We start from the raw sequence: 16,075 nt of genomic DNA on the forward strand, positions 1-16,075 counted from the left end.
ATTATCGGCAAGTGTTCGAGATATATATGATTGAAGTCCATCAGCACATCCTAACCGATATTCTCGTTCCTATGAGAGAGCAGGCGTGTGAGAACTCGTTGCCCTTTTTCACATCACTTTTTCTAGGTTCTATTTCGCCTGATGTTACACTGTGTTTTGCGCAGTTCGATGCTGACCGATTTGACACCACTGCCGAAGGTTTCAATCAAATCATTGCTCAAGCTGGTCTCTCTCATGCGGTACGGAAACGTCAGATTGAATTCTATGCAGGGCGTTGCTTGGCGCGTTGCGCAATCGGAATTCATAAACTGCCGCGTGGAGCAACTGGTGCACCTGTCTGGCCTGTTGGCCGAACAGGTGCCATCAGTCATATCGCTCAAAGTGTGGCATTAATTGAGGGGGTACGAAACCGCCGCTTGGGGGTGGATGTCCAGGAAATCTTACATGGGACAGAACTGCAGGCCGTATCATCACTTGCGTTGAACGCAAATGAACGTACTTGGTTGGAGGGAGAACCGCTACTTCGGCAAACGGAGCTGATCACAATCGCCTTTTCTGCCAAGGAAGCAGTATTTAAGGCTCTCGCTGCTGAGATCGACGGGCGACCAGACTTCTGCGTCGCGGAGATGCTACCCCTTACAGGGAGGTTGAATACTCTGCGCCTGCAACTGGTAACACCACTAGCGGATCATCTGCCGATAGGTACGATCTTAAAAGCGTATTTTGGCTGGTTTGAAGATGAGGTCATAACTTGGATAGATGAGACTCGTCCTACCTGTCTCTTATGAAGCTGCAAGCCGGAAGCCCATAAATTCCACGTCGAGGGTCATTTTCAGAAGGAGGCTGCACTGAATATCAGGCGGCGGCCGCATTGCCAATCGGGATTACCTCTTTCCAATGCGCTCCATATCCAGAACTGCATCAAGTAACTCTAATGAATTGAAAGCACCGGATGCATAGATCGTGCGTGTGCCTAGATCATAGCACACCATGACGAATGGATCTGATGTGTGTTCCCTATCCTAGGAAGATTGTCGGCTGGCACGATAGGCGCTGCACGCCGTTTCTTTAAGAAAGCTATCACAAGCAATGGCGTTCTGCACAAGATTGTCGTTGATAAAAGCGGAGCGAATTTGGGTGGAGCGCAGGCGATAAATGCAATCCTGAAATTACCGGCACAAGCAAAGCGATTGAAATCCTGCAGGTCAAATACCTCAGCAACATCCTTGAACAGGACCATCGTTTCATCAAGAGGATCGCCAGGCAGATGCTGGGCTTCAAGGCTTTTCATTCAGCCTCAGCAATAATCGCAGGCATTGAAGTGGCACACATGATCCGTAAAAACCAATTTACAAATGACATTCGTTCGCCATTCAAAGTGTTTGCGGAGCTCGTAGCCTCAGCGTTTCTCGCAATATTTCTGTCTCCCTTTCCCGTTGATCGTAGCTTTGGCCGGGGCTACCGGTTTGATCGCAGCACATTTTGGGTCAACGAGCTTTCAAACAGGAGGTGGCATAAACGCGCGCCTAATGCTCTTGCAGACAAGGATTCATTAATCGGCGAAAGCACCCCTACCCATGCGATACCTAACTTGCGATGGTCAGTCGCCATTTCTCTAGTGCTTTTGTTCTTATGGCTCGGCCCGGTGCTCGGCCTATACGTCGGTCTTGGCCCGCAGAACATCTTCTTCCAGCTCGCCATCTTTTTCTGCAAAATGACGATGGTTACGTTCGGTGGAGCCTATGCCGTTCTATCTTACGTCGCTCAGGGAGCAGTCTAAAGGTTTGGCTGGATCACTGCAGGCGAAATGCTGGATGGTCTCGGCATGGCGGAAACGACTCATGGCCCGTTGATCCAGGTCGTTCAGTTCGTCGGATTTCTCGCAGCTTATCGATCTCCCTGCGATCTGAATCCTCACGTCACAGCTACATTCGCAGGAGTTCTGACCACTTGGGTTACGTTTCTGCCCGGCTTTCTCTGGATATTTCTGGGAGCACCGTTCGTTGAGACTTTACGCGGTAACAAGGCTATTTCGGCCGCGCTCACAGTCATAACGGCATCCGTCGTCGGTCTGATAATGAACCTTGCTATCTAGTTCGCTATGCATGTCCTGTTTCAGGAAGTCGGCAGACATCAGTTGGGTTTGATCAATATCTGGATACCAGTTTGGCAGAGGCTGAATATGCCAGCGCTTGCATTGACTATTGCGAGCCTCATTGCGGTATTCGTACTTAGAACGAAAATGATCCCGCTGCTCTTGCTTAGTTCATCAGTCGGTATGTGCTGGTATCTCCTTGAGGCAACAAAAGCAGTAGGTAACTAATCCTTTTGCTAGATTGGCGTTTTTTCATGCATCCAGCAAAATTGCGGAATGGCAAATATAGAACAGCAACAACAATTTTGGGACGATTGGAACGCGCGCACGCGCGAGCGTGAGCGTCCGGAAATATCGAACCGCCAAGCAGAAGTCGTGTTGGGTTGGCTTCGTGAACTCAAACGAAAAGATCTCAATATATTGGAAGTGGGCTGCGGTTCGGGTTGGTTCTGCAACGAACTATCGCCTTTTGGTAAAGTTCACGGCACAGACCTTTCGGTCAACGTTCTTCAAAGATCCCAAAAGAAATGGCCCCATGTACAGTTTACAGCAGGCGACTTTTTCAATCTCCCATTTGAAAAAAACTCTTTCGACCTCGTCGTAACCTTGGAAGTCCTCGCCCATGTAGAAAACCAGCAACTATTCTTATGCAGAATATCCGAGCTTCTGAAAGAAGACGGTTTGCTATTTCTCGCGACCCAGAACCGCCACGTACTGGAAAACTATTGCAACCTCCCCCCACCAGGAGAAGGACAGGTCAGACGGTGGGTTGACCGTCATGAGCTCACGAAACTAGTTGAAGAAAAGTTTTCAATTTGCGAGCTCCGATCCGTTACGCCGATTGCTCATAAAGGTTTCCGCCGTGTACTAACGTCCAAAAAACTGAACGCAGCAATTCGACCTTTAGTGGGACATTCACTGCGAAATTATCTCGAGAAGAATGACTGCGGATGGACCCTGATGGTTAGCGCAAGAAAAAATCGCTATTTGGCAGCAACTCTATCGTCTTCCGTTTAAGATTGCACAACCAAATTTGCCCTGCTGGCCATATGGTAGCTTCGATTTGAGGCTGAAATTTCCGCTAAAAATTTCACAAACAGCTAAGGCCGATGTAGAAAATATTGGTGTGAGCTGAAGCCTGATTGTCTTGACGCTAAAGGCTGGCTGGGCCAGCATCGCACTGGTTGGACTGAAGCTTCGATTAGGAGTCAGGAATCGTGATGCTGGGATTGGAAAGTTTGCCGGGCAGATTTGGCTTTCTCAGCGATCAGGCGTGTTATCTCATAATCAGAACCGCCCTGAAATCATTGACGTTTGTTCCGGTAGGACCGGGCATGAACAGATCATCGATTGCGTCAAATGCCGTCCATGCATCATTGGCATTAAGCCGGGTCGCACCATCTTCGCCAGCCTTTTGCAGCCGCGAAACCGTTGTACCGTCGGCAAAAGCTCCGGCATTATCTTCCGAACCGTCAATGCCATCGGTATCTGCTGCCAGCGCATGAATATTCGCATAGCCATCAATATCGAGCGCAAAAGCCAGCAGAAACTCGCTGTTGCGGCCACCCTTGCCGCCTTTGGCACGGATGGTCACGGTGGTCTCACCACCAGAAAGCAGAACAACCGGTTTTTTGAACGGGCGATCACGATCCGCCACTTCACGCGCGATTGCTGCATGAACATGCGCTACTTCGCGCGCCTCGCCTTCCATTGAATCAGACAAGATCACCGCCTCGACGCCATGGCGCTCGGCTTCCTTGACTGCGGCCTCCAGTGAGACGGCTGCTGACGCAATTACCCGCACTTCATTGTCGGCAAAGATCGTGTCGTCAGGCTTCGGCGCATGAGCCTTCTCGCTTTTGATATGCGCAAGCACCGCCTCCGGCAGTTCAAGCTTGTAGCGGTCGATGATTTTGAGGGCTTCGTCACGGCTGGTTTTATCGGGCACAGTGGGCCCGGATGCGACAAAGGCAGGGTTATCACCGGGAATATCCGAAACCACCAGCGAGAAAACCTTTGCCGGATGTGCGTGCGCTGCCAGCCTCCCGCCCTTGATGGTTGAGAGATGTTTTCGCACGGCATTCATGGCCGAAATCGGCGCACCAGATGCCAGCAGCGCTTTGTTGACCGCAATCTCGTCGTCCAGTGTCAGACCTTCGGGCGGCGATGGCAACAAGGCAGACCCTCCACCAGAGACAAGCGCCACCACAAGGTCATCTTGCGTCAGGTTCGACACTGCATCGAACAGTCGCTTTGAGGCCGCAAGCCCGGCATCATCAGGCACCGGGTGCGATGCTTCGATGATCTCGATGGTTTTGCAAGGCGCACCATAGCCATAGCGCGTGACGACAATACCTTCGAGTGGCGCGTCCTCACCCTCATGCCGCTCGGCCCATGCCCGCTCGAATGCAGCCGCCATCTGCGCCGAGCCCTTACCCGCACCGATCACAATCGTCCGGCCCTTCGGCTTGGCAGGCAGATTGGCGCGGATCACCAGTTCAGGATCAGCAGCAGCAACCGCTGCATCGAACAAGGACTCCAGAAAGACACGCGGCTCTAATTTTGACGTCATACTGTTTAGAAGACTCCCGATGAGACCACCAAAACATTGCTTGTACTCGGAGAGTTGTGGTGGCGCCTCATACTGTGCGCCACACCGTAGCGTGATGCTATTTTGCAATGCCGGATATCGACTTCAAAATGGAAGCTCCAAGTGTGTATTTTGGATCTACCATATTACCAAGACGGACACGTCCTGCCTGTGTTAAAAGCATATAGGCATCTATTTCATCGAAACCGAAATCAGCCGCCATCCAGCGGATCAACTCCCTGTAGGCCTGTCGAGCCGCGTCTTCCATCGGGCGGGAAGAACCAACCGTCATATAGAATTTTTCATTCTCCAGGCGCGGCATACGGATAGTCCAATTCTTGATCAAATCGACCTGAATGGTCGTCACTGTTGGATGTTCAACGGCCACACCGCAAAGTTCGCCATCACCTTGTGCGGCATGGCAATCGCCAAGAAACAGATAGGCACCCTTGGTTTGCACGGGGAGGTAAATGACTGCGCCCGGTGCAACATCAGGCAAATCCATATTGCCACCATAATAATCCGGGACGAGAGCACTGATAGCTTCGATTTCCGGTGCGGTGCCAATTGTACCGATGAAAGGTTCATATGGCAGTGTGATACGATCATTCCACTTGACGCCTTTTTCAGCATCGATGTGCAACTTCTTGACCACTTCCGGCAATGTTGGATTCAGCATTGCAGTATCTGCTGTCGGCACGAGACCGCCAAATTCGGGCATGATGACAGTGGTGCCCGACGGTTGCTCACCGCGCGGACGGATTTCTTTGATATATACCGCCAGAGTGTCGCCTTTCTCGGCACCCTCGACATAGATTGGTCCATTCTGGGGGTTCAGAAATGGAAAATTCAAAATCTCTGAAGGCTTGTCGGTTTCTTTCCGGATTTTTCCTTCAAAAGCGTCGTGCGTCTCAGCAGAAATGACCGCGCCCGGCTCTACATGCAGAACAGGCTCAACATAGGAACCATAAACATATTGATAATTGCCCTGCACTTCCTCACTGATGTGATGGCTTTTTCCAGCGATACCTTTTGCAACGCCTTTGCGGACCATGATCGATTCATCAAACCAGGACATAGAAGTCTCCTTTAATAATTTTGGAATGGCTCAAGTTTCCGAGCAGCTCCCGGCCCAGAACAAACGAATATTGGGTTAGCCAAACTGAGAAATGCGAGACTGGCATCGTCACACGGCCAGATATCTGCGCACCGTGTCGCGATCTTCCAACATCTCGGCTGTGAGAGTTGCAACGATACGTCCCTTGTCCATGACATAGCAGCGCTGGGCCATGGCGCGGATCATATCGATATTCTGCTCAACGAGAATGATAGACACTCCAGTTTTCTGGTTGAGTTCGACTGATAGTTTCGCGATATCCATCACGATGTTTGGCTGAATCCCTTCCGACGGCTCGTCGAGAAGAATAAGAGAGGGGCGTCCTATCAAGACACGACCAATTGCCAATTGTTGCTGCTGTCCGCCCGACATTGTGCCGGCGCGTTGATGCCGTCTTTCTGCGAGAATTGGAAACCGGACATAGATATCGTCGTAAAGCTCTTTACTGGCACCCGGTGTAATGGATTCGCCAACAGCCAGATTTTCTTCAACCGTCATCCGGGGGAATACATCCCGACCCTGCGGAACATAGCCGATACCATGGCGTGCCCGCTTGTGCGGAGGCAAATGCGTAAGCTCCTGTTCATTGAAACTTATGGATCCTCGGTCAGCTGGCAAAAGCCCGATAAGCGATTTCATAAGTGTCGACTTACCAACGCCGTTCCGACCGATGACGGCTACGATTTCGCCCTTGTGCACATCGATATCGACACCCTGCAGCACGGGCTTGCCACCATATCCAGCCCACAAACCGCGTGTTTGAAGTAGAATTTCCTTATGCATCGGCCTGCCCCAGATAGATTGCGGCGACCCGGTCATCCCTGACGATGTCCTCGATCGAGCCTTGCGCAAAGATTTTACCAAAATGCAGAACTGTAACCTGTTGTGCAATCTGCCGAACGAATGCCATGTCATGCTCAACGGCCAGCACGGTCACTCCCTGCGCATTCAATTGTTGAACCATTTCGCCGGTGGCAAATGTTTCGTCCGGGGTCATGCCTGCCGTGGGCTCATCGAGCAGCAGCAGTTCCGGTTCAAGACTGATCGCCATACCGATCTCCAACCACTGCTTCTGGCCATGGCTGAGATTGCCGGCAAGTTTTGTGGTGGAATCCTCAAGCTTCAGGAAACTTAAAAGACGTTCGATTTCGCGTTTGAGTTCTGAACCGCGATGCTTTCGTTGAACGGCTATTTCGAGGTTCTGGTAAACACTCAGCTCCTTGAATATCCCCGGCACCTGGAACTTCACACTGATACCGCGGTCGATCCGATCAAACGATTTCAGTCGCGTAATTGTCTCGCCTTTATAAAGAACATCTCCTTCGCTCGGCAGATACTCGCCGAGAATGAGCCGGAAAAGGGTGCTTTTCCCCGCCCCATTGGGTCCAATCAAACAATGGATCTCCCCCTTCCTGAGTTGAAAGTTGACATCATTGGTTACATGCAGACCACCAAAGCGCTTATGCAGGTTGCGTGTTTCAAGAATATTCATGACGCTGACCTCTTCTGTTTGAAGAACAGAACACGCCCGACCAGATTAGCCAGCCCCAGCACAATACCTTGCGGCGCAAGGAGCACTGTGAACACAAGCAGAGCACCCATGACAATCAGTGCGTATTGAGCGCCATAAATTGTAAGTGCCTGAAATCCTGCGAGCACCAGAATTGTTCCAATCAGCGTCGCTGTGATGTCGCTGCGCCCACCAACTGCAACCCAGACAATCGGAAGTGCGGCGGCCGTAATGCTCATGCTTGATGGCGTAATATATTGACCCCAAGCCGTATAAAGAACGCCCGAAAGACCAGCCAGCATTGAACCTATGATAAAGCCCCCCCACTGATAGAGACGAACATCATAGCCCAGCATTTCAGCTCTTTGTGGGTTTTCGCGAATGGCAACGAGAACATTGCCAAATGGCGAGTTCAACAGAATCCGCAACCCCAGATAGACGATCAGGACGAGGCCAAGAACGACATAATAGAGCCCAATATCGGGATATAGAGCAATATCGCCACCAAACCACGGAATAGTAATTGGCGGCATACCGCTCATGCCGTTGAAACCGTTAAGGCGGGCTTTTCCGATCGCCCATTCCGGGCCTGCGGTCTGCGCCATGAAGCGTTCCAGAACCAGCGTAACCGAAAGGGTGACGATGCCCAGAAACACACCCGTTATCCGCCCATAGAACAGAAAATAGCCAATGACTGCAGCAAACAGACCAGCAAGGAGAATTGCCAGCACCAGCGCCACGAGGGTAAATCCGAAAGCATCACCGATATTGATCGTCAGAACGCCATAAGCGTAACCCGCAACGCCGAAGAATGCTGTTTGGCCAAACGACAAGGCACCACCATAGCCCCAGATGAGACTGAGCCCCATAGCCATGAATGTCCAGATCAGGAAGTAAACGTTATTTCCAATAGTGTATCCGTCAGCAAACATTGGATAAATGATCGCGAGTAGGACAACGGCTAAGAAGCCACTCCAGAAAACAGGGCCTTTCCCCTTGGTTTGCGGGCCTTCAAGATGCCCGAATAGCTTGAGTGCCATTAACCTTTTCCTTTGATGAAAAGCCCTGAAAGGCCATTTGGCAGCACACGAATGACGATGATTACAGCCACGAGCAACCCAATCTGTCCGAACAGCTGGCCATACATGGACGTAAGACTTGCCTTGACGACCGCGAGAATGGCCGCAGCCGGTGCAGTACCCAGAAAGACATCAGCGCCACCGACGACAACGGTTACGAATGACTCCACGATGAAGCTTGAGCCCATTGTCGGCACCAGGGTCATAGTTGGGGCATAAAGCCCGCCAGCGAGCCCTGCCAGACCAGCGCCCAGACCAAACGTCAGCGCATAAATATAGTCCGTGTTCACACCAAGCGTTTTGGCCATGTCAGGGACCTGAATGGTCGCGCGGGCAAGGATGCCGAAGCGGGTCTTGTTAAAGATAAGGTAGAGACCTGCAAGGATCGCCAGCGCAGCCAGCATCAGGACCATGCGGTAAATTGAGAAGGACAGAGCACCCAGAGTGAATGATCCCAATGGCGTACCAATACCCTGCATCGTTGAACCCAGAAGAATGAGCGTTCCCTGTGTCGCAATCAGACTGATGCCCCATGTCGCCACGATCGTATCAAGCGGGCGTCCGTAGAGATGGCGAATTACAAGCCGCTCAAGCAGCATACCGATGAGACCGGCCACTAAAGCACCCGTGATTATCGCCAATGGTAATGGCAAACCGGCCTTTGTGGTCATTACGGTCACATAGGCACCGCACATGATGAACTCTCCATGCGCGAGATTGATGACCCCCATCATGCCGAAAATAATTGCCAGTCCGCACGCCGAGAGAACGAGAAACGCAAAAGCATCGCCAAACTGATAAAAGGCAGCGAAAAGAGAACCCAATAGCTCCATCATAATAATCCTTAATCGGGAGACATCTGGTCTACCGGCACGCACCAAGTGCGTGCCGGATCAGACCCTTACTGCTTCGAAGGTGGATTAGATGGTGTGTACTGTTCGCCCGGATTGCCTTTCGTCAGGTCGCAACCTGCATCACCCAGCCAGTAAGGCTTCACATCGTTCCAGACTTTTGGGAAAGAAACGCTGTGGTCATCGCCCACTTTGGCCAGATAGATGGTGTGCGACATATGCTGGCTCTTGGGATCAAGGCAGGTGTTTCCTGACGGACCGTCAAAGCAAACATCACCTTCGGCGATTATCTTGCGCAAGTCATCCCGCTTGGTTGAACCACCGGCACGCTCAACCATCTGCTTATAGAGGTTGACTGCAATATAGGAGTTGGCAGCTTCCTGATTGATATAAGGTTCATTCGGAAACTTGGCGTGAAAGCGTTCGATGAAGTCCTTGCTCGCAGGCGTATCAACTTCCTCGATATAGTTTGTCGTCACATGCATATTGGCAAGGCTAGGTGGCGTAAAACGCTTGTGCTCATAACCCTGTCCGACATTAACCGATGAAGCCATAGGCAATTTCAGATTGGCAGATGCAGCCTGTTCATAATAGGAGGCCTGCGCTGTTCCAACCAGCAAAGTCACAACCACATCGGGCTTAGCCGTCTGGATATTCTGAATGGTCTGCGAGAATTGCGACACACCGAGCGGGATGAATTCCTCACCCACCATCTCGCCACCATTCTCCTTGACGATATTGCGGACCCATTCAGCGGAAATCTGGCCGAAATTGTAATCTGCGGCGATGGTGTAAACCTTCTTCCCATAGGTTTCCATCATCCATGGAATGAGGGTCGAGAACTGCTGTTCCGGCACAGCACCCGTAATCACCATATTGGCATCACAGACACCGCCTTCATACTGATTGTTATAAAAGGCGAAGCCGTCAAACTGGCGCACGATCGGCCGGTAGGCCTCGCGGGAAGCCGATGAAAAGCCTGCGAAAATCACATCAACTTTATCGCGTTGCAGCGCGCGTCGTGAAAATTCCTGAAAGCGTGTATTGTCCGACTGGGTGTCATAAATGACCAGCTCAATCGGGCGTCCTGCAATACCACCTTTGGCATTGATTTCTTCGGTCGCGAGCTGAATTGCATGGACCTTGCCGATAACAGGCACGACAAATTCGCCAGATTGATCTTCCAGAACACCAATCTTAATCGGCTCCTGAGCAAGTACTGCACCAGAAAAAAGCGCAAGTGTTCCCGTTACCGCAAAAGCTGCGGTTTTCTTGACAATAGACATTTTTTATTCTCCTCGGAGGTTATTTCGCGATCGTTGACCTTTGAATGGTTTCTGTTTCGCGGTCGTCCACCTTCATCAGTTCGCTGATGAAGTATTCTGCGTATGTTTCAACATTCATTCGCGATTTCATGCTTTCCTTGCGAAGAAGGTTGTAGGCCTCGTCATCACAGACATTGTGACGACGCATAATCTCGACAATTGCCTTGATCAGACTACGGCGCTGCTGGCGGCGCATTTCATGGAGAGCAATTGTGGTCTCCATCTGCTGTCGCTGCTGGTAAGAGTTGATGCCAAGAACAATTGCGGAATAGACGATTGATCCATAAACGGGTTTGCGCAGAAAGGCCGTCGCACCTGACTGCACAAGCCCTTTCAAACGACTTGGAGCTTCGACACCAACCAGACCAATAATCGGAACACATGCCAACCCGCTGACCGGACTGACAGGAAGCGAAAGTGGGTTATCGAGATCGCCATCCACAAACAACACATCACGATCGGCATTGAGATCAGATTCCAACAGTTCTGCACTGTCCGCTTTAAGCGGTACATAGGACGCACTCAGGCCCAGTTTTGGGAGGGTCGAATCTAAAGCGCCAATTGCTCTGAAATCACGCGAAACAATGATCCCACGGCGGTTTTTGAAGTTCTGTATGAAGCGGCTGCTCATTGTACAACCCTCAAATTAGCCTGACCAATTGAGGTTATAGCAAGGCTATCTGCGGATACGAGATAGGGGTCGGGTCGCACAGGCCCTGGTGCCTCGATCAGCACTTCAAATTCCGCATCCCGGGTCGATAGTCCAATCCGCGGCGTCAGATAGGCATGATATGTTTCGGGGTCTATTGTGACCAGTCCCTGCGGTGCCTGGAACTGCATTCCGGCGACAGCGTTTCTAACCAGTATGGGATCGATGGAATTAGCCGCAGCAATAGCCTTTCCGAGCATGATGGTGGCGATATAGGCGGCTTCACCTTCTGCGGCAGGAGGCGGCCCGTCGGGAAAAGCCTGATTATATTCAGCCACAAAACAACAGTTTTCAGGATTGGTAAGGGTCGAGAAATAGACGGACGAGCTGATATGCCCATTTCTGCACTCGGGCATTATTTCGGTAAGATCGGGTTCAGAAAGATTGCAACTCGCTATTGGGAAGCGTTCAGTCTGATTGATACCGCGTGCCTCACATGCCTGTCGAAACTGCTCGAAAAAGGCGTATGAAGAGTCGCCGATCAAAGCATTGAATATGAAATCCGGCTGCTCTTCAAAGATGGTTTCGATAATCTTCTGAAAGTCCGTCTCGCCAACACCGAGATAACGCTCAGCCAGAACACGCCCCTTGCGCACATGGATATATTCACGCAGGACACGGATGCTTTCCCAACCCCAAATATAGTTGGAGCCAACACAAAAGGCTTTGCGACCATATCGGGTTAGGAGGTAGTCCATCAATGGTGACATATGATGGTTCGGCGAGGCCCCCGTATAGATTACGTTTGGAGAGCTTTCAAAGCCTTCATAGTGGGATGGATGCCATAGCTGCGCATCATACTTTTCAAAAAGTGGAATAACTTCCTTGCGGCTGGATGACGTATAGCACCCCACGACATGACGATAGCCGGCGTCGATCATCTTTTTGGTCGCGACCGAGTATTCTTCCAGATCACCACCGGGGTTGTAATGCACCGGCTCCAGAGTGACCCCCAGATCATTGTCGGCATTTATCTGCGCGCATGCCAGCAAGGTTCCGTTCAAGATCGCACGTCCAACTGCTGCATAAGCGCCAGTTGTTGAAATCAATATGCCGATCTTGCAGGTCAACTCACCCATTCCACCTCACAAACGACAAAAACCCCGCCAACACGATGTGTTGCGGGCTTCATTGCCACCAAGTTCCCTTAGATTATTTTTCTACGCGTATACGAGCAACGTTGCCCCCGCGTTTCGAACATCCAACAGGCTTTTACACATTCTGTCAAGCTTTTCGTTAGTGTTGGGTAACGGTCTCCTGAGACATCCACCACATCGGCACGCGAAACGGCTCCGATCATGTCAGAAAAGCGACCGGCGAGGCAGGTCGTCAGATTGCCAATCAAGGCTTTTGGGTAAGCCTCAACATAATCAGACGCTCAACTACAGACGTTGGTAGTATTTGTTTTTCAACGAAGCTCAGGCATTGGCAATTCGGCCGGATGCATCTACATTCTCTCTAAAAAGAAATGACAGTTGTGCCAATTCACAAGAAAGCTCAGTGCATAAGCATTTCATTGCAGTGACTGAATAATATCGTATCTGATTGCCCGAAGCGCTCGCAGAGGCGTAGGGAACTAAATTCATAATGCGGGCTCGCCCGTCGCAACATAGTCTGGGAGGACACTATGATGAAACTCATCGCCACTCTGGCGACAACACTTGCTATTTCCACTGCGGCTTTCACCGCACAAGCACAAAATTATCCGGAACGAACGATAACCATGGTCGTGCCATTCGCTGCTGGTGGACCTACAGACACTGTAACGCGACTCGTCGCGGAATCCATGTCCAAGGATCTTGGACAACAGGTCATTGTCGAAAATGTCGGCGGCGCGGGTGGAACACTTGGTGCAGGGCGTGTCGCAACCGCCGATCCGGATGGTTATACGCTTCTGCTGCATCATATCGGCATGGCCACAAGCGCTACGCTCTACCGCAAGCTCGCCTATGACACGCTGAATGCCTTCGAATATGTCGGCCTCGTCACGGAAGTTCCGATGACCATTGTTGCGCGCAAGGATCTCGAACCGACCGATCTGAAGGGACTGACCGATTACGCCAAGGCCAACAAGGACACCGTGACAGTCGCCAATGCAGGTATCGGTGCAGCATCGCATCTTTGTGGCATGCTTTTCATGAGCGCTATTGAAACGCCGCTCGTCACAGTTCCTTACAAAGGAACAGGCCCGGCTATGACTGATCTGCTCGGCGGACAGGTCGATATCATGTGCGATCAGACGACCAACACAACCAAGCAGATTCAGGCAGGCACGATCAAGGCCTATGCTGTGACATCCTCCGAACGTCTGGGCGTGTTGAAAGACCTTCCAACAACCAAGGAAGCGGGTCTGGACGGCATGGAAGTGGGTATCTGGCACGGCATTTATGCACCAAAGGGAACACCGGCGGACATTACCGAGCGACTGTCGAAATCGCTTCAGCTGGCCCTGCAAGATCAAAACGTGGTTGCCCGTTTCGCTGAACTCGGCACGAAGCCGTCGTCGGAATCCGATGCAACGCCAGCCGCATTGAAGGCCAAGCTCGAAGCCGAAGTCACCCGCTGGAAACCGATTATCGAGGCTGCCGGACAATACGCTGACTAATGATATTGCAAGCAATCGCGGCGTGTTTTCTAACGCGCTTCGATTGTCGATATTCGCGTCTGCGCGTCGAAGTCACAGCCGCCGGATACACGACCGATTTCATATGCCGAACCACCGGCATAGCCCTTTCAACGGCAAATCCGAAAGATGATGGGCCCATGAACGAGCCTTCGCGGAAACTCTCAATCGATCCGCCCAATGGATTGTGCGGCGCCCTTCTCGCACTGACCGGCGCCTTTTTTGCCTATCAGTCGCTGGGTCTGGACTTAGGTACATCGCTTCGAATGGGACCGGGATATTTCCCGCTTGTCCTGTCCGGTGTCCTGATCCTGCTTGGACTGGTTATCCTTATACAAGCCACACGGGTCTCCGGCGAGCCCATGGGCCCAATTGCATGGCGCGGCCTTTTCTTCATTCTGCCTGCCCCGATATTCTTCGGCCTAACCGTGCGCGGCCTCGGTTTCGTACCATCGCTGTTCCTGACGTGCCTCATCGCCTCTTTCGCCTCAATGCGCATGAAACCTCTCGCAGCCATCATTCTTGCTGCTGCGGTCACGATTTTCTCCGTCATTGTGTTCAGCTACGCGCTCGCGCTGCCCTATCAGCGTTTCGGGCCGTGGTGGCCATTCTAAGGGGCACGAGCATGGAACTTTTCAGCAATCTCGCGCTTGGCTTTTCGACCGCATCAACGCTTGCCAATCTCGGCTTTTGCCTGATCGGGGTGCTGCTCGGCACATTGATCGGCGTCCTGCCTGGCATCGGCGCCACGGCCACTATCGCCATGCTTCTTCCGGTCACGTTTCAGATCGGTGATCCGGTTTCCGCACTGATCATGCTTGCTGGCATCTATTACGGCGCCCAGTATGGCGGTTCGACAACCGCTATTCTCATCAACATGCCCGGCGAATCCTCATCCGCCGTGACCGCCATCGACGGTTACCAAATGGCCCGCCGTGGGCGTGCGGGTGCGGCACTGGCGATTGCGGCAATCGGATCATTCTTCGCCGGGACTGTCTCCACCTTTCTGGTCGCGGTCTTTGCTCCGCCGCTGACTGAAATCGCCCTGAAATTCGGCTCGGCCGAATATTTCTCGCTGATGGTCGTGGGTTTGGTTTCGTCCGTAGCGTTGGCGCACGGTTCAATCATCAAAGCTTTGGCGATGGTCGTTCTGGGACTTCTGCTTGGTCTTGTCGGTACGGATATCTACACCGGCGCGCCGCGTTTCACCCTTGGCATCACGGAATATGCCGACGGCCTCAATTTCGTGGCCGTTGCGGTCGGCGTGTTCGGCATTGCCGAAATCCTTCGCAATCTTGAAAGCGAACATTCGCGCGAAGTGCTGATGGCGAAGGTCACAGGGCTGATGCCGACACAAGACGATTTCAAGCGTATGGCAGCTCCAATCTTGCGCGGAACCGTCATCGGCTCGGCGCTTGGCATCTTGCCTGGCGGCGGTGCCATTCTCGCCTCGTTCGCTTCCTACACGGTTGAAAAACGCATTTCTAAAACGCCGGAGGAATTCGGCAAAGGCGCGATCGCGGGCGTTGCAGGACCCGAATCCGCCAACAATGCGGGTGCACAGACATCTTTCATCCCCATGCTGACGCTCGGCATTCCAGCCAATCCGGTCATGGCATTGATGATCGGCGCTATGATTATTCAAGGTATTGTACCCGGCCCAAATGTGGCAGCCGAACAGCCCGCCTTATTCTGGGGTGTGATCGCATCGATGTGGATCGGCAATCTCATGCTTATAGTCCTGAACCTGCCGCTGATCGGTCTTTGGGTGAAGCTTCTAACGGTACCTTATTATGTGCTGTTCCCAATCATCATGACGTTTTGTTCCATCGGAGTTTATAGCGTTAATTCCAATGTCTACGATCTCTACGCGGTCGCCTTCTTCGGCTTGATCGGCTACCTGCTGGCCAAACTGCGTTGCGAACCCGCTCCGCTGCTGCTCGGCTTCGTTCTTGGCCCGTTATTGGAGGAGCATTTACGTCGCGCCATGATCCTGTCACGGGGCGACCCGGCAACCTTCATCACCCGGCCAATCAGCGCAATTCTGCTGACAATAGCCGCAGCGGTTCTGGTGGTCGTTCTACTTCCATCGATACGCAAGAAGCGCGACGAGGTGTTTGTGGAAGAGAGCTAGCTGTCTGGTTGCAGAAAATCATTGGGATGTTGTAGGTTGGGC

General features: G+C 52.0%; 15 protein-coding genes and 1 pseudogene. 7 read left to right on the top strand and 9 right to left on the bottom strand.

From position 1 onward, the window contains the following. The first annotated feature begins 26 nt into the window (after nt 1–26). From C9380_RS21360 to C9380_RS21375, 4 genes and pseudogenes are all read left to right on the top strand, one after another. The gene (locus C9380_RS21360) at nt 27–788 is read left to right on the top strand and encodes a 4'-phosphopantetheinyl transferase family protein (protein ID WP_128094594.1); all 762 of its coding nucleotides are present in this window, start codon (nt 27–29) and stop codon (nt 786–788) included. Nucleotides 789–1,052: 264 nt separating this feature from the next. Beyond that, nucleotides 1,053–1,399, top strand: a pseudogene (locus C9380_RS21365) (DDE-type integrase/transposase/recombinase); the annotation flags it as partial. Between the two features lie 393 nt (nt 1,400–1,792). Beyond that, nucleotides 1,793–2,095: a chromate transporter gene (locus C9380_RS21370; protein ID WP_282183942.1), complete on the top strand. Its 303-nt coding sequence runs from the start codon at nt 1,793–1,795 to the stop codon at nt 2,093–2,095. Nucleotides 2,096–2,371: 276 nt separating this feature from the next. Next, on the top strand, nt 2,372–3,112 hold the full coding sequence (locus tag C9380_RS21375; RefSeq protein WP_128094596.1) for a class I SAM-dependent methyltransferase: 741 nt from the start codon (nt 2,372–2,374) through the stop codon (nt 3,110–3,112). 259 nt (nt 3,113–3,371) lie between these two features. Here C9380_RS21375 and C9380_RS21380 read toward each other — a convergent pair whose 3' ends face one another. The 9 genes from C9380_RS21380 to C9380_RS21420 all read right to left on the bottom strand — a co-directional run bounded on the left by C9380_RS21380 (nt 3,372) and on the right by C9380_RS21420 (nt 12,355). Continuing rightward, complete coding sequence (locus tag C9380_RS21380) at nt 3,372–4,667, bottom strand: glycerate kinase type-2 family protein (protein WP_128094597.1); 1,296 nt, start codon at nt 4,665–4,667, stop codon at nt 3,372–3,374. 97 nt (nt 4,668–4,764) lie between these two features. Further along, nucleotides 4,765–5,763 (bottom strand): acetamidase/formamidase family protein, encoded by a 999-nt coding sequence (locus C9380_RS21385; protein WP_105535477.1) that lies wholly within the window; start codon nt 5,761–5,763, stop codon nt 4,765–4,767. Nucleotides 5,764–5,871: 108 nt separating this feature from the next. Then, the gene (urtE, locus tag C9380_RS21390; RefSeq protein ID WP_128094598.1) at nt 5,872–6,585 is read right to left on the bottom strand and encodes an urea ABC transporter ATP-binding subunit UrtE; all 714 of its coding nucleotides are present in this window, start codon (nt 6,583–6,585) and stop codon (nt 5,872–5,874) included. Next, on the bottom strand, nt 6,578–7,294 hold the full coding sequence (locus C9380_RS21395) for an ABC transporter ATP-binding protein (protein WP_100558247.1): 717 nt from the start codon (nt 7,292–7,294) through the stop codon (nt 6,578–6,580). Before C9380_RS21395 ends, urtE begins: the two co-directional genes overlap by 8 nt. After that, a complete protein-coding gene (locus C9380_RS21400) occupies nt 7,291–8,352 on the bottom strand; it encodes an ABC transporter permease subunit (protein WP_128094599.1) in 1,062 nt (353 codons plus the stop codon). The genes C9380_RS21395 and C9380_RS21400 overlap by 4 nt, the downstream gene beginning before the upstream one ends. After that, complete coding sequence (locus C9380_RS21405; RefSeq protein ID WP_128094834.1) at nt 8,352–9,224, bottom strand: ABC transporter permease subunit; 873 nt, start codon at nt 9,222–9,224, stop codon at nt 8,352–8,354. The genes C9380_RS21400 and C9380_RS21405 overlap by 1 nt, the downstream gene beginning before the upstream one ends. Before the next feature lie 68 nt (nt 9,225–9,292). After that, nucleotides 9,293–10,528, bottom strand: coding sequence for an urea ABC transporter substrate-binding protein (locus C9380_RS21410; RefSeq protein WP_128094600.1), 1,236 nt, complete (start codon nt 10,526–10,528; stop codon nt 9,293–9,295). Nucleotides 10,529–10,547: 19 nt separating this feature from the next. Beyond that, on the bottom strand, nt 10,548–11,198 hold the full coding sequence (locus tag C9380_RS21415; RefSeq protein WP_105535471.1) for an ANTAR domain-containing response regulator: 651 nt from the start codon (nt 11,196–11,198) through the stop codon (nt 10,548–10,550). After that, nucleotides 11,195–12,355, bottom strand: coding sequence for a transporter substrate-binding domain-containing protein (locus C9380_RS21420; RefSeq protein ID WP_105535470.1), 1,161 nt, complete (start codon nt 12,353–12,355; stop codon nt 11,195–11,197). The genes C9380_RS21415 and C9380_RS21420 overlap by 4 nt, the downstream gene beginning before the upstream one ends. Before the next feature lie 548 nt (nt 12,356–12,903). Here C9380_RS21420 and C9380_RS21425 point away from each other — a divergent pair. The 3 genes from C9380_RS21425 (at nt 12,904) to C9380_RS21435 (ending at nt 16,033) form a co-directional block, all read left to right on the top strand. After that, the gene (locus C9380_RS21425; protein WP_374844497.1) at nt 12,904–13,881 is read left to right on the top strand and encodes a tripartite tricarboxylate transporter substrate-binding protein; all 978 of its coding nucleotides are present in this window, start codon (nt 12,904–12,906) and stop codon (nt 13,879–13,881) included. 158 nt (nt 13,882–14,039) lie between these two features. After that, nucleotides 14,040–14,513 carry a tripartite tricarboxylate transporter TctB family protein gene (locus C9380_RS21430; protein ID WP_100557969.1) on the top strand — a complete coding sequence of 158 codons (474 nt, stop codon included), beginning with the start codon at nt 14,040–14,042 and terminating at the stop codon, nt 14,511–14,513. A gap of 11 nt (nt 14,514–14,524) precedes the next feature. Beyond that, nucleotides 14,525–16,033 carry a tripartite tricarboxylate transporter permease gene (locus C9380_RS21435; RefSeq protein ID WP_128094601.1) on the top strand — a complete coding sequence of 503 codons (1,509 nt, stop codon included), beginning with the start codon at nt 14,525–14,527 and terminating at the stop codon, nt 16,031–16,033. The last annotated feature ends 42 nt before the right edge of the window (nt 16,034–16,075 follow it).

Source organism: Brucella pituitosa (assembly GCF_003049685.1).
In the GTDB taxonomy this organism is placed as follows: domain Bacteria; phylum Pseudomonadota; class Alphaproteobacteria; order Rhizobiales; family Rhizobiaceae; genus Brucella; species Brucella pituitosa.